The organism is Pedobacter sp. T50_32, assembly GCF_057652195.1.
The window spans coordinates 108,540-122,975 of record NZ_JBYFBY010000002.1 but is presented as its reverse complement, the minus strand read 5'-3'; the positions used below and the strand labels follow the sequence as shown (position 1 = coordinate 122,975).

Below are 14,436 nucleotides of genomic sequence, written 5' to 3'. Positions count from 1 at the left end.
TAGTCATGAAAGGAATAATCATCAAATCTATTTTTATGGTGCTGCTGCTCTTTTGTTTGCCTGTTTCGCTTTGGGCTAGAGGGATTGCGGATAGCATAGGTGGATTGCACGCCGTATTGGATCAGGTCTACAACGAGATGATCCCGTTATGTGCGGGACTGATCGATGTGGCTCGGGGCATTGCGGGATTTGCGGCACTCTGGTATATCGCCAGCCGTGTTTGGCGCCAAATTGCAGCTGCCGAACCCATCGACTTTTACCCCTTATTGCGCCCATTTGCACTCGGTCTAGCTATCGTCCTATTCCCCGTGGTGCTCGCTGTTTTCAATGGTATACTTCAACCAACAGTTTTGGCTACCCGTGGGATGGTTTCCGATAGTGATCGGACCATTAAGGCCTTGCTACAGCGAAAAGAAGCGGAATTGAAAAAATCCACCAAATGGAAACTCTACGTTGGGGAGAACGGTAGTGGCAATCGTTCGGAATGGTATAAGTACACCTATCCTAAAGACCCGGATGGAAGTGGGGAGGGCTGGATAGAGTCTATAGGGAATGACATTATGTTTTGGGCAGATCGGACAGATTATAAGGTACGTCATAGTTTCAAACAGTTTATGTCCGAACTATTGGAACTGGTCTATCAGGCGGCGGCACTCTGTATCAATACGCTCCGTACTTTCTTTCTGATCGTGATGGCGATTTTGGGACCGCTGGTTCTTGGTTTTGCGGTCTTCGATGGGCTGCAGCACACGCTTTCGGTATGGATAGCCAGGTATATCAATATCTTTTTGTGGCTCCCCATAGCAAACATCTTTGGGGCGATACTGGGCAAGATCCAACAGAATATGATCAAGTTGGATATCTCAGAAGTAGCCTCGGGTGGAGATACCTTCTTTTCCGCTACAGATATGGCCTACATGATCTTTTTGGTCATTGGGATTGTGGGTTATTTCTGCGTGCCAACGGTGGCTAATTATGTGGTACATGCCGGTGGTGGAAACTCGATACTGATGAAAGTGAATACGATGACAGCGGGTGCTGGAAATTTGGGAAGTGCTGCTGGCGGTATGGCAGGAGGGCTAGCTGCAAGTGGCGCCAAACGAGCAGGAAAAGCGGGATGGGAAGGCATGAAATCAACTGGTGGAATGGTTGCCGATAGTTTCGGCGACGGCAGTAGGCAAATGGGTGGAATGGTAGAGGCTTCAGGTCAGGACTATTTCAAGGATAAGATAAGTGGGGACTCAAAAAAATAGGATCATGTTTACACATTTCAAGAATATAGATACGGCATTCAGCCACATCAAACGCTTCAGTATATTTCTAATCATTGCTTGTGTAGCCATCTGTGGAATGGTGCTTTGGAAGTGTTTCGGGATGGTACGCCAGACGCAGGAAAGGATTTATATCCTGGCAGGTGCTAAGGCGATAGAGGCCTTTAGTACGACCAGAAAGGATAATCTGCCAGTGGAGCTTAGGGATCATATCAAGACATTCCATCATTGGTTCTTTACGCTCGATCCTGATGATAAGGTCATCCGTTCCAATATCGGTAGGGCATTGAACTTGGCCGATGAAAGTGCACGAAAAGCGGATAATAACCTAAAGGAAAAGGGATATTACAACAATGTGATCTCGGCAAATATTTCTCAATCGATCGAGGTGGACAGTATTGTGCTTGACCTCAATGTCTATCCCTATCCATTCCGCTGTTATGCGACCCAGCAACTGTTGCGCTCAAGCTCCAACCTGAAACGGAAACTTGTCACCCAAGGGGAGATCAGAAACGTTTCGAGATCGGACAATAATCCACACGGTTTCCTGATTCAACGCTGGGAGACTTTGGAAAATGTAGATCAACAGGTGGTACGATGAGAGAACCAAGAAATAAATCAGTTCAGCAGTGGTTCGATGCGATTGCTGAAAGGTTCGATGTGGCTACTAATACAAAGAAACGGAAGCTTGCAGACTGGCTAAATGATAGGTGTAGGCAAGTTCCATCTAGGAAAATGAAATGCTATCTGATCATTACTTCCACTGTCGTTTCGATGTACTTGGCCTATGTGATCATCATGGCCTTTAACTAAATATTCATTCATAAAATTTTAGATCATGGATCAAAAGAAAGAAAAGAACAAAGTCAGGTTCTGGCTTTTTCTGCCACTCCTGTTATTGCCTTTTTTGGCATTGGGCTTTTATGCGCTCGGTGGTGGTAAAGGAAACAAATCAGGAATGCAGACTGCAAGCGGCATCAATGCCAGCTTGCCAGATGCTACCTTCTCGAAGGATACGCTAAAGAACAAAACGGAATACTATGACCAAGCCGAGCGCAGCTCATCGAAAACGGATAGCAATGGCATCCAGTCTATAGCTGAAAAATTGGGTTTTAGCGGGCTGGCTAATTCCGATCGTCAAAGTACAGGGGCAGCTAAGCAGACTGAAGAAATCGACAACAGGATTGCCGCTTTACAAAGGGAAATTACCAGACCTCAGCCTACTTCTGTTTCACAGCGAAGTAATCCGGGCCTAAGAGAACCAGCTGGGGGCATCAAAAATGATGTAGATCGCTTGGAAAAACTAATGTTCGCGATGCAACAGAGTAAAGGGGAAGATCAGGAAATGCAGCAGCTCAACCAATTGATGCAGGGAATATTGGATGTGCAACATCCTGAAAGGGTCATCCAACGACAGGCTGCGGATCGCTCACTCTATCCTGATACGCAGTTCAAAGCCTTGCCAGCCTATATTGATGGCAATCAAAAAGTGGTTGATGGAGCCGCAGTCAAGCTTAAACTGATCGATACGGTCGTGATCTCTGGTCTGACTTTGCCCAAGGGGCAGCAATTATTTGGGGTATGCAGGTTGTCTAATCAAAGGTTGTTGTTGGATATTAAAAATGTCCGTCTGGGAAATGCGATAGTGCCTGTTGACCTTACCGTGTTCAGTTTGGATGGGATGGCTGGCATTGCAGCCCCCGAAGCGGTGTTAACCGGAACATTGAACGCAGGTACGGACAATGCAGTACGTGGTATTGGAATGGGTGGTTTTGACAGTTCGATGGGGATGCAAGTCGCTACCGCGGGAATTGATGCTGCCAGACAATTGGTATCGAGGAAAGTTCGAAAGGTCAAGGTCAAACTGAAAGCGGGTACGGTGGTACTGCTAAGGGACAACAAATTAAAACGCTGACCTATGCTCTTCAAGCGCAGGAATCTGCTCTGGTCAGCAGAACATCTCTCGGGATGCCTGATCAATGGCTATGATTTTGTCCTCTATCCCAAGGATAAAAGACTTTACGATCATGAAGAGATCACAGCGGTTCGTGGGGAAGGATTGGCAAAGGCAAATGCCGAAAGAAACAATGTTGACTACGCACCCCTGCAACCTTTTTTGGAAACCCTTTTAAGGACTATCGATCGGGGTTCGATGCATGATTACGTCGAAACTGGTTACCAACATGGCGATGGATTTGATGATGGGCATTACCAGAAGACAATGTCGTTTGACAGACAGGTCTTTATATGGACGGTTGAACATCTTCGTGAGGCGAACAAAGCAGGCTTTGATTACGTGGTCTATCCACGAAATAAATATATGCTAGCATTCGACGATGTTTTTGCCATCAAAGGGTTGGAAACCGCCATTGATTTCGCTATGGCAAATCTCGGGTGGCAGGTTTCGCCTATCGATCCTTGCTTGAGTACGCTCGTATCAGTACTACAAAACGAAAATCTTCCCGACGTCGTGACAACGGGATACTATCATAATCAACTTAATAACAGTTATATGAATTTAAACAATTTGGAGAATCTCAGAGAAGAGATGAAGAAACTCGGTTTTGCTGAATCGCTGATCGAGAAGATGGAAGAGCACATGAAAGCGAACGAACCAGCTTTCAAATTGTTCGACAGGGTAGATGCCGCCAAGGGCGTTGTCGATATTACCCTACATTTTAAACAGTCTGGCCAGTCCGACTATTATTACCTCAACCGTCTGGAAGCATTGAACAACCAGGGCAAGGTATTGGAAGAAGGCGAGAAGTATAAGGTACTGATCAAGGATGCCGAAGGCAAGACCAACTCTGCCAAACCATTGGATAGTTTTGCCGAGGCCGTTGAAATGTTCAAAAAGCAGACTGGCGATGTTTTATTGGCCATTACCAAGGATAAAAAGGTGGTAGCTGAAGTTGCGTCGATGGAAGCTGGCAAGGTCAACTATGTCAATAATTCCTTTAAGCGAGAATACTTTTCTCCACCGATGTCGCAGACTTTTTGGTTGGAATATGGTAAGGGCTTTAACCGTGAACAGGCTGCCAATCTTGTGCAGGGACGTTCGGTGTATCGTGATGATCTTTTGAGTAGGGAAGGAAACCCTTATCAAGCATGGATGCAGTTGGATACCGATAAGGGAAGGGACAATAATAATAACCTGACCTTCCGCCAGTTTACGGATGCCTATGGTTATGATGTGAAAACCCAATTGGATGAGTACAAGATTGCCGAAATGGAAGACCCTAAGAAAGCTGAACGTTTGGAGGAAATACTTAAAAATGGTGGTCGACCGTTAATTACTGTAGAAAAGGATGGTCAGCCCACCAAGATGTTCTTGGAAACAGCGGTACGTTATGGTAAACTGAATTTCTATGCGGAAAACGGCAAGCCTGAAAAACGAGAACAGTTCCAAAAGGAAACTGGGCTGGAAAAGGTAGAGGGACTGGATAAAAAAGTAGGGCAGGCTAAAGAGAAAGAAGCTGCTCAGGCTCAGGGGATGTCAATGTAGACGTAAAAACACTATATTCGTTGCAGTTTAATTAACCGATTATTCATATTTAACAAAACAGACCAAAATGGAAAAATTCCAAAAAGTAAAAGAGTTGGTGACAGCGATCGAAGCTGATGCTGATAAGCTCTATAACAATGGTAACAGTGCAGCTGGAACACGCGTTAGAAAAGGGATGCAAGACCTAAAGGTGTTGGCTCAAGAAATTAGAACTGAAGTTACTGAGCAGAAAAATGCCAAATAAATCTTCAATGATTTGGAAATTATACGAAGCCCGACCATTGGTCGGGCTTTTCTTGTATTCATCTCTTCCTGTTCTTAAAGGGCAAATGGTAATTTGTCCTAACTAACCGAGTTTTGGAACCTCCACGGAATTGATTACCTCGTATTTTATCAGGGTTGCTTTATCACCGCCATCGTTATTCCATACACACTTATCTGATCCCCAGAAAAAAGCGTAGAACTTTTGCTCGGAGTTATTAAATTTATTAAAGCCATTCAGCCCTTTGCCAGTATATATTATCATGTACTGATTTTTCTGTAATTGCACTTCTGGTAAAATACAGATGTGTCGGAATTCATTGGATACTTTTCCGTCTTGGTCAAAAGTCCTGTCAACAATAGCAAATCCTTTTACCAGGAAGTCTTCACTAGCCTGAATCCATACCTTTTCTTCATTTGGTGTGTCACCGTTGTCGACATGTGTGATTTCAATACTCATAACGTTAATTTTAATTTTTAATGAAAATTCAATATTCGTAAAAATAATCTGTTGGCGGAAGAATTAACATATGTCTTGAGATCATTTTTTTGGTATCGCATTAAATGGACGTTGTGCGATATGGTCACTAGTCCATAACAGATGAAAATTAAAAGATTGAATACTATCCATAGGCAAATTACCTATTCATAATTGGTTGACTGTTATTTTGTTCTAGTGAATGTCGATATCTATTATATTTGCTTTGTGAATAACTGTTATTCACAACAGAAGTTCGATCCCAAAATGTAGGAATGAAGATAATAGCTATAATCAATCATTTGAACAATGGCGCACGCCTTGCCATCGCAACAGGGGTAGCCCTGTTTGTTGCTATCCTAAACAGTGGCGTTAAGCAGCTTAGTGTTCACTGGATGAGTGTTTGGCTGGCATTCTCACTTACACATCTATTTTTTTCGTGGTTCACGATCGTTACCTGTAATGTTGACAAGATCAAGGAGGTAGCGAAGGATCAGGACTCGGGCCGCACCATACTATCCCTATTTATTCTACTGACTACAGGGATCAGTCTCATCGGTATTGTGTTGCTATATGCATCCGTTGGAGAAAGATCGGGCTCTTCATTATTGATCCATGTGCTGATGACGCTGTCATCGGTCGCTACGGCTTGGACGATGGTTCATACCACCTTGGTATTCAAATATGCACACCTTTACTATCGGGATGGTGGACTAGATTTTCCCGGAAATGACCTTAAGCTGGATTATATGGATTTTGTATACTTTTCTTTTGTCATTGGAACTACCTTTCAGGTATCCGACGTTTCGATCACCAGTAAAAGGATGAGGCGCACCGCGTGGGTTCATGGTCTGCTTTCTTTTGCCTTCAATACCGTCATTGTTGCGCTGAACATCAATATTATTTCAAGCGTGATTTCATAAGGTATCGGTAACTACGGCTACATATCTTCTCTGCAGGCACTGTTTTAAGGCGACCTCGATAGCCGTTTAGGACGTTTTTCAAACTGCCCTTTCTCTTATTCTCCATGTTTACTATGGTTTAGCATTGCTTATTGCCAATACGTTTAGTTTCTGGTAATCCGATCAATTGCTAGAAAATTCCTCGAACCTTTTTGTGCCGAAATTTCTGAACAATCCATTGGCCTGTCAAGACCGGGCCCTTCGGGTTTGCTGAAAAAAAATCTCCACACCTCGCTGCGCTCGGGTCGTATTTTTTTTCGCAAAGTCTTGCCCTTCCATTGGATTGTGGTCAGGTCAGGCACTTAACAAAAAGGCAGGAGGCCTCAGCCGACTGCATTTTATAAGGAGGAAGAACCAATGCACAGCACAAAGGGCAGAAGCCCACCACCACAGCAAATGCCTACCATGAAAAAATAATTAATCAGTACGTAAAATTTAAATTTAGAAATCATGAAAACAGCAGTAATCGGAAGTGAAAAATCAGCAACAGAGGTAAAAGATGTAAAAGGTGCGGCAACGGACAAAACCAATATCCGCCCAAATGTGCCATTGAAACAGGAAGGCAAAAAGGAAGAGGGAAAAGATAAACCCGAACCGACCAATCAAGGCGCAGCACCTAAGGAAGCGGACAAAACAGGCGATTTGCCTTTTGACTTTAAAGTACCTGCCCTAAACTTGGATTCAACAATCAAGATTGCCTTAGAACTTAACCGCAAGATCAATCAAAGGGGCAAGTTGTTGGAGACGATTGACACCCTTGAAACTTTTGAGGTGGCGCAGAAAGATGATGCGGACGAGACAGAAAGCAATCATTTTCAACGTTGTGAGTTGACCATCGGGGACGATAAGGGCAGGGATTTTACAACGAAAAACCCCTACATCATCAATGCCGTGGCAAAAATGGTCAATCAGCTTTGCGTAGATAAGTTGGCAGAGATCGAGGTGGAAATCCAATTTCCTAATCAAAAGTAGACCGTTAATGCAAGCCCCGACTATGTCGGGGCTATTATTCCAAAATCATGAAATACGAAACTATTTTTCTGATGGTACGTGTGGCAGTCCACGCCGACCATATCCACCTCTCCGATATTGTGAACGAAATCGAGACACAGTCCAAACTCACTTTGACCGATACGGCAAACGTGAACATTTTGGAAGTGGAAATTTTATTGTCCAGGACTAGAAACCAAAAAAATATTAATCATGGCACACAACCTAAATTATAACCCTAACACCAATAAGCACAGTTTTTTTTCGGTAAGGGAAAAGGCGTGGCACTCATTAGGAACTATTGTTGAGCAATATCCGACCAGTAGCGAGGCAATACAATTTGCAGGGCTGGATTATCTCGTGGAAAAACGCCCATTGTTTACCTATGATACCGCCAATTTTAATGCCGACCCCGACACGGAAATCTTGATACCCGAAATCAAAGTTCCCGACACTTTCGCCACCGTTCGGACGGATACCGATGAAGCCCTTGGCGTAGTGGGCAAGGATTACAACGTCGTGCAAAATGTAGATGCTTTTAGCTTCTTCGATAGTATCGTAGGTGGTGGCGAGGGTATTCTTTATGAAACCGCTGGCGCATTGGGCAGGGGGGAAAGGATTTTTATTACCGCTAAATTGCCGGACTATATCAAGGTGGGCAGAAATGATCTGATTGAACAGTATCTCTTTTTGACCACTTCACACAATGGTTCGGGAAGTATTACGGCAGCATTCACGCCTGTGCGTATCGTTTGCCAAAATACGCTGAATGCGGCAATGCGTTCACAGTCGAACGGAATTAAGATTAAACATACCGCCAATGCTCACGACAGATTGAAACAGGCACACCAATTAATGGAGATTTCCCACCAGTTAGGGAAAGAGATGCAGGAAATTTTCAACCATTGGACGAAAGTAAGGATTACCGAAAAACAGGTTAAAAAATTGGTGCAGATGGCTATGGCTCCAAATCGGGAAACTTATGACGCCATTAGGATGGGAAAGGAGTTGGACACCTCTACATTATTTAACAATACGATCGAAAAAGTTTTGGAGTACGCAGGTACCAGCCCGAGCCAACAGATGGAAACGACCAAGGGCAATTTGTTCGGAGCCTATAATAGCGTCACGGGTTACTTTCAGAATGTCAGGGAATTCAAAACAGATGAAAGCAAGTTTAATTCTATTATGGGTGGCAGCGCAAGGAATAGGGCACAATCAGCTTTTGAACTTTGTATTGGCTTCGCTAAGATGGGTATTGACGCCTTAAATTAATTAATGGTCAAATAGTAATAATGTATCATGAAAAGTTAGAAAAACAGCTTTACAGCACTAGAGCCGCAGGATATGAAGTATCACGAATATCTTGATTATTGGGTTTGTGAATGTGGCAATTTTGAAAAAGAAGATGGATTTATGGCTTGTACGGATAAAGGTGATTTGATTAGTCCTTTAGGAACATTTCATGGTCGCTGTGAGCGTTGCGGGGAGGGTGTTCCACATAGGGAGACGTCAAATAATCGGCATTAATCCAAATCCTAACAGGGGAAGATTTTAGAAAAATTAATTCTGCTCGTTTGATTAATCTCGCTTGGCATTGGATGTTTGAAACGTCCAATGCCTTGTTATGTCCAAAATTTCGCGGGCGGCCCTTACGGGCAATATGGTGGTTTAAGCATCTTGATTACTCCCTAATAAGCTCTAAGAAATCGGCCATGCCTGTAAAGACTTACATCTATTAAAGGAAATAATTTGTATTTAAATGTAGACCGTTTAGCAATGTTCAGCGACTAGTGATGATGTTTATAACTAGAATTCGCAATGTCATAAAAGCCTGTTAATTTAGGGCTGATAACTAACGCCATGGCTACAAACAGTAACGTATATTCTCAGGGGGGTGGTGGAACTACCTATGAAATCGAAGTACAGACCAGTTTTTTTATTAATTTTTTGCTCGGTCTGAATATACCTGCCGTTAAAGATAAGATTTCCTTTTTTAGACAGCAATCGGGTTCCTTGGGATATAAAACGGATGATCTGCTGATGAAATGTGGTCACGGTGTTGGAACTCTCAACGTGCTCTGTCAGATCAAGCACAACCTGACCATTTCCAGGAAAGGGGAAACTTTTCGGCAGGTGATTTCGGATGCTTGGGAAGATTTTCGAAATCCGGGGCTCTTTAAACCCAAAACAGATAAGATATTTATAATCAAAAGTGACCTCACACTAGATGAAAAGAATCACCTGAATGTAGTTCTTGATTGGTCCAGATCCAAGGATGATGCCTTAGATTTTATAGATGAGGTCTATCGCATCAAAGCCAAGAAAAATTATCTGGATATGTTGCGCGACATCATTGATGACTGTTTTCCCAATGTACTGGATGATGAGCTCCTACATGAATTTTGTAGGACACTTTATTTTTTTGAATATGATTTTACGCAGGACAATAGCAAGGACAGGGCAAATTGCCATTCGTTATTAAACCAGTTTAAGCAGGATACCACGGTAGGTGCAGATGCACTTTGGGCGCAGTTGTTCACCATGGTTGCCGATGGTAACTCCAAAGGCGCTTCCTATCAGGATAGCGAACTGTCAACGACAATGCCTGTAGCCCTTTCTCGTAACAATTCCTTTGCTATGTTGGCTGCCCTTAAGCGATGGAGCGATCAAAATTACGAGATCATGGAGATGACCGAAGATAGGATCGGAGATTTCGTACTTCCACGGAAAGGATTACTGCAAACTTTGGTTGAAACGGTTAACAATGCCGAGGTAACGGTTTTAGTTGGTAATCAGGGACTGGGCAAGTCTGCACTGGTGAAAGCTTACCTGACCAATATCCATATGCAGAACCAGGGTCTGGTCTGCTGCTTTAAAGCGGACGAACTGTCCGATGGAAACTTGCGTGATTATTTTTCGAAACATTCGATCAACCATACCATTGGCGAAATCATTAGTCTTTTCGGAGCATTTGAACATAATGTGGTATACATAGATGCCCTTGAAAAATTATTAGAGTCTACTGGAACGGCTTTTGGTCAGCTCTTGACTGCACTTGGTCGGCTTTCCAATGTAAGGGTAATCATCAGTTGCAGAGAGGTAAATCTTCCACTCCTAAACATGAAGTACCTCAATAACGTTGGGTATGCAAAGTTGGATATCCCAGAACTGACCGATATAGAATTGGATACGGTATCGGAAAATGTTCCCTCGCTCGCCAAACTTTTCGAAAACCAGAGATTGAAATCGCTGTTGAGTATCCCCAAATATCTGGACTTTGCCTACAGGGCGATTCAGCTTAATGGAAAAATTGATGAAAATGTCAATGAAGAAGGTTTTATCCAACTTTTATGGGCGACAATAATAGAGAATAAGCTCAATGAGTTTCAAGATGGTCTGCCCGCACGGAGAAGTAGTACCTTTACAGAAGTAGCCGTTAAGCGATCTCAACAAATGAAACCATTTGTAAGCTTGGAACAGCCAGATATGTTGGCCTTAGAAAAGTTGGAAAAGGAGAATATCATTATTCAATCTCCCAATAGGGGCTATTATGCACCAGCACATGATATTCTGGAGGATTGGGCCTTGATCAATCACGTGGAATTTTTGTTCAACGAATGCAGCAGCGCTGACCGATTTTTTGAAACCTTGGGGAGGGAACCCGCAATGAGGAGGGCTTATAGACTTTGGGTAACAGTTGTGCTCAGGTCTGGTAATAGCCAAAAACAGAAATTTGTTACCGAACAGGCGCTTTCAAATTCTACTGAAAGATTTCGTTCCGATGAATGCCTCATCGCCATTTTGATGTCGGAATACTGTAGTAAGTTTTTCCAAACCAACAAAGAATTGATCCTGGCCAATGATAATGAGATACTGCTCCGTTTACTAAAGATATTAAGAACGGCATGTAAGATCAATATGGGCGATCAGCATACCAAGAAATATATGCCGATCGGCTATGGATGGGCAAATGTCATTTCGTTGATATATGAAAATCTAGAGCCTATATCGGCCAAGCACTTCACGCTGATCTACCAGTTGTTAATAGAGTGGAGCACCCTGCTGGATTATCAGGACGTAGAACTCGCAATAGTGAGGAAGGCGGGACTGATCACCCTGCATCTGATCAAACATCACCTGAAACCAGATTACCGTAGGAGATCCGGCGGAGATCCGGAAGTGAAGCTGTTGATCATGCTCTATGGCGGAATCCAAAATGAGCTGTCCAGTATTCTTGGTGAGCAAGAAAGGGATGATGAAGCGGATGAGGATGGCTTCTACGATGAAGAGCGGCTCAAGGTCAAATTGCTTAAGATCATCCTTTCGGGAAATTTTTCGAGGGAAGTGGTAAGACACAATCCTGTTCAGGTTATTGAGCTCGTTAGGAAGCATTGGATGGTGACTACCTGCAAAGTTTTCTATCCCGAAAATGAAAGAGATCGCTTTATCATGAATATCTCGCAATCTTCTGGTTCCCTGTCTGTCAATGAGCACTTCGGACTTCGGAACGAGGGAAGTAGATTGAACTATTTTCCAGCTAGTGCCCTGCAATCCCCAACCTATTGGTTATTGAAATTCCATCCTTTGCTCGGTGCGCAGTTTGTGACAGAAATTAGCAATTGGTGTGCTGGTAACTATGCAGTCTCGGAATTCGCCGAAAGAGATGAGATGGTTGAGTTGGATGCCTTACTGACGGATGAAGCAAAGTTGAAGCTTTATGGAAGTGATCTATTGTGGAGTGTGTTCCGTGGCTCGGTAAAAGTAGCGCCATACGAATGGCAGTCGGTGTTAATGGCATTAGAGAAATACCTCCTTGAACTTTGTGCAGATGGGCTGGAAAATCAGAACAAACTAGATGAAATCATTGATTACCTGGTATGCAATGCCAACTCAGTGGCAATCCTTGGCGTAGTTGCCAGTATTTATCAAGCCTATCCCCAACTCGCTGGTAAACACCTGTCGGTACTCTATTCCAATAGGGAATTTTTGAACTACGACATCTCTAGATATGTTCATGACCAGACTCCTTTTAATATCAGAACTGGACATGAAGAACATGATCTAGAGCGTTACCAATCAGACAAGTTGTTGCATAGACTAAAATATGGTGGAGGTCTACAGGCATTTATCCAAGATTATTGCTTCAATTTTGGAACGTTCAATCAGGATATCTTCCGAATCCTTGATTTTCATAGGAAAAAGGTAGATCCTTCAGATAGCCTTTGGAGAAAAAAATTGGATGAAATGGATATCAGGGCTTGGGAGATTACCGAAAAGTACGATAACGGCGATACCACCGGGTTTATCATACAACCTAAATATAATTCAGAAATTAAAGAGTATGCGGTGGCATTGAATGAGTCCAAGACGGAGTCAGACGCTCACTTCTCTAAGATGAACTGGCTTCATAAGGCGGTGAAGGGAGATCTGATGCCAACTAAGGAGGAATGGACTGTTATATGGAAGGAATATGCCAAGTTGGACACTTTCAATAGTTTCTCACATAGACCTGGGCAATTGGTCGAAGTTGGTGCCAAGTTGCTTTGGGAACAATTGGAACCCGATCAGAAGGAATGGTGCGAGATGTTTGTAGTTCAGGTGGTTAGCGACAGCATTGACAGGAGTTTTAACCGTAGTTTCGAAGATGGCATGCGTACGCCCGTAATTGATCTCCAGTCGTCGATAGAGGGATTCTGTGCATTGATAGGCAAAGGAAATAATCCTAACCAAAAAGATCTAGAAAAATTGGCGCTGTGTTTTTTAACTGCACCGCATCATGAAAATGATCCGCACGCTAAAGAATTTTATGATGCATTTAGTCGAAACGTATGGCAACATAACAATGAGCTTGGCAAAAGGATTTTAAACGGACTGCTTCGTTTTTCGGCTTTTTACAAATCTGATTTCAAATTTTTCTTCAGAACTCAATCACAATCTGAAAAAGAAGCATATTATAAAATGTACATCTCTTTCATTGATAATGCTATCGATCAGGATCGCGTTTTTGATACCAATGATATTGACTTACAGATATATTCAATCAACTATTTAAAAAGGGCAGTAAACATCCTTCCCCTTGAAACTGAGAATCTCAATGTTTTCGGGTTGATGAAGTCACTGGTAAGGTTAGTTGCCAATCGCCTGGAAGATGATAGGGACTATAAAATTGAAGATAGGATTCGTATGTTAAAGCTCGATGTGCAGAACAGAGCTAGCGAACTTATTTTGTGGAATCCCCATACCACTGGAGCTGGTTTCTTTGAGTTTGTACTGGAACAGGCAAGATCACTTTTGCGGGATGTCGGTGCTGAAGAGTACGAACGGTTCTATGGGATATATAAATTCTTCAGGGGGATATTGGATAGGGTGATCCTATTTGCCGACAATAGATTTCAGGATATAGATCTGATCAAAGTCAAAAAAATGGTCGATAATTTTGTTAGGGCCTGGACAGTATTTCGTGATTATCTGATCAGAAATCAGATTCCAATGTTCAGTAACGTTCTGTTGTTGGATATAGAGGCGGGCTGGAAATCGACGGCTGAAAACTGGAAGCCTATCGAGAGAAACCCAGTGTTTTTTATGGGTATCATTGAGATATTTGGAAAGTTCAATGTTCAGTCCGTAATTACCTTACTTTCGCATATCGGTGACCAAAAATTGTTTATTGATGGTTTTAAATGGTTGTCAGGTAATTTGAGAGCAACAGGTAATTTAAATGATCTGATGCACTTTCAGCATATGGAACAACTCATTTCCAGAGGATATTACAATCATCTAGAGGAAATTATGGACGAGGAATTGCTGTTGATGGATTATCTTGACATGCTCGACGTGTTGGTTAGACAGGGATCGCCTGACGCTTATTGGATTAGGGAATACATGGTTACCTTTTCTGCAAAATAGGAATAAAGAGGTTGCCCAATTAATTTTAAATGCGAGATTTACTAACTTAAACCAACAAAT

At 42.8% G+C, this 14,436-nt stretch carries 12 protein-coding genes; 11 read left to right on the top strand and 1 reads right to left on the bottom strand.

What is annotated here, in order from left to right; genetic code table 11:
• The first annotated feature begins 5 nt into the window (after window positions 1-5).
• The 6 genes from traJ to AC23ME_RS05825 all read left to right on the top strand — a co-directional run bounded on the left by traJ (window position 6) and on the right by AC23ME_RS05825 (window position 5,020).
• Window positions 6-1,253, top strand: coding sequence for a conjugative transposon protein TraJ (gene traJ / locus AC23ME_RS05850; protein ID WP_487726825.1), 1,248 nt, complete (start codon window positions 6-8; stop codon window positions 1,251-1,253).
• Window positions 1,254-1,257: 4 nt separating this feature from the next.
• The gene (gene traK / locus AC23ME_RS05845) at window positions 1,258-1,872 is read left to right on the top strand and encodes a conjugative transposon protein TraK (protein ID WP_487726824.1); all 615 of its coding nucleotides are present in this window, start codon (window positions 1,258-1,260) and stop codon (window positions 1,870-1,872) included.
• A complete protein-coding gene (locus AC23ME_RS05840; protein ID WP_487726823.1) occupies window positions 1,869-2,084 on the top strand; it encodes a hypothetical protein in 216 nt (71 codons plus the stop codon). The genes traK and AC23ME_RS05840 overlap by 4 nt, the downstream gene beginning before the upstream one ends.
• Before the next feature lie 25 nt (window positions 2,085-2,109).
• Entirely contained in the window at window positions 2,110-3,186 is a 1,077-nt protein-coding gene (gene traM / locus AC23ME_RS05835) for a conjugative transposon protein TraM (protein ID WP_487726822.1), read from the top strand.
• A 3-nt stretch (window positions 3,187-3,189) separates the two neighbouring features.
• Window positions 3,190-4,776: a hypothetical protein gene (locus AC23ME_RS05830; protein ID WP_487726821.1), complete on the top strand. Its 1,587-nt coding sequence runs from the start codon at window positions 3,190-3,192 to the stop codon at window positions 4,774-4,776.
• A gap of 67 nt (window positions 4,777-4,843) precedes the next feature.
• Window positions 4,844-5,020: a histone H1 gene (locus tag AC23ME_RS05825; protein WP_487726820.1), complete on the top strand. Its 177-nt coding sequence runs from the start codon at window positions 4,844-4,846 to the stop codon at window positions 5,018-5,020.
• A gap of 102 nt (window positions 5,021-5,122) precedes the next feature.
• Here the strand turns inward: AC23ME_RS05825 and AC23ME_RS05820 are convergent, their stop codons facing one another.
• The gene (locus AC23ME_RS05820) at window positions 5,123-5,497 is read right to left on the bottom strand and encodes a hypothetical protein (protein ID WP_487726819.1); all 375 of its coding nucleotides are present in this window, start codon (window positions 5,495-5,497) and stop codon (window positions 5,123-5,125) included.
• A 293-nt stretch (window positions 5,498-5,790) separates the two neighbouring features.
• Between AC23ME_RS05820 and AC23ME_RS05815 the strand changes: the two genes are divergently transcribed.
• The 5 genes from AC23ME_RS05815 to AC23ME_RS05795 all read left to right on the top strand — a co-directional run bounded on the left by AC23ME_RS05815 (window position 5,791) and on the right by AC23ME_RS05795 (window position 14,376).
• A complete protein-coding gene (locus AC23ME_RS05815; RefSeq protein WP_487726818.1) occupies window positions 5,791-6,438 on the top strand; it encodes a DUF1345 domain-containing protein in 648 nt (215 codons plus the stop codon).
• 489 nt (window positions 6,439-6,927) lie between these two features.
• Window positions 6,928-7,449, top strand: a complete 522-nt coding sequence (locus AC23ME_RS05810; RefSeq protein ID WP_487726817.1) for a hypothetical protein — start codon at window positions 6,928-6,930, stop codon at window positions 7,447-7,449.
• Between the two features lie 47 nt (window positions 7,450-7,496).
• Window positions 7,497-7,703, top strand: coding sequence for a hypothetical protein (locus tag AC23ME_RS05805; RefSeq protein WP_487726816.1), 207 nt, complete (start codon window positions 7,497-7,499; stop codon window positions 7,701-7,703).
• The gene (locus AC23ME_RS05800; RefSeq protein ID WP_487726815.1) at window positions 7,681-8,742 is read left to right on the top strand and encodes a DUF932 domain-containing protein; all 1,062 of its coding nucleotides are present in this window, start codon (window positions 7,681-7,683) and stop codon (window positions 8,740-8,742) included. The genes AC23ME_RS05805 and AC23ME_RS05800 overlap by 23 nt, the downstream gene beginning before the upstream one ends.
• 588 nt (window positions 8,743-9,330) lie before the next feature.
• Window positions 9,331-14,376, top strand: coding sequence for an NACHT domain-containing protein (locus tag AC23ME_RS05795; RefSeq protein WP_487726814.1), 5,046 nt, complete (start codon window positions 9,331-9,333; stop codon window positions 14,374-14,376).
• Window positions 14,377-14,436 lie beyond the last annotated feature (60 nt).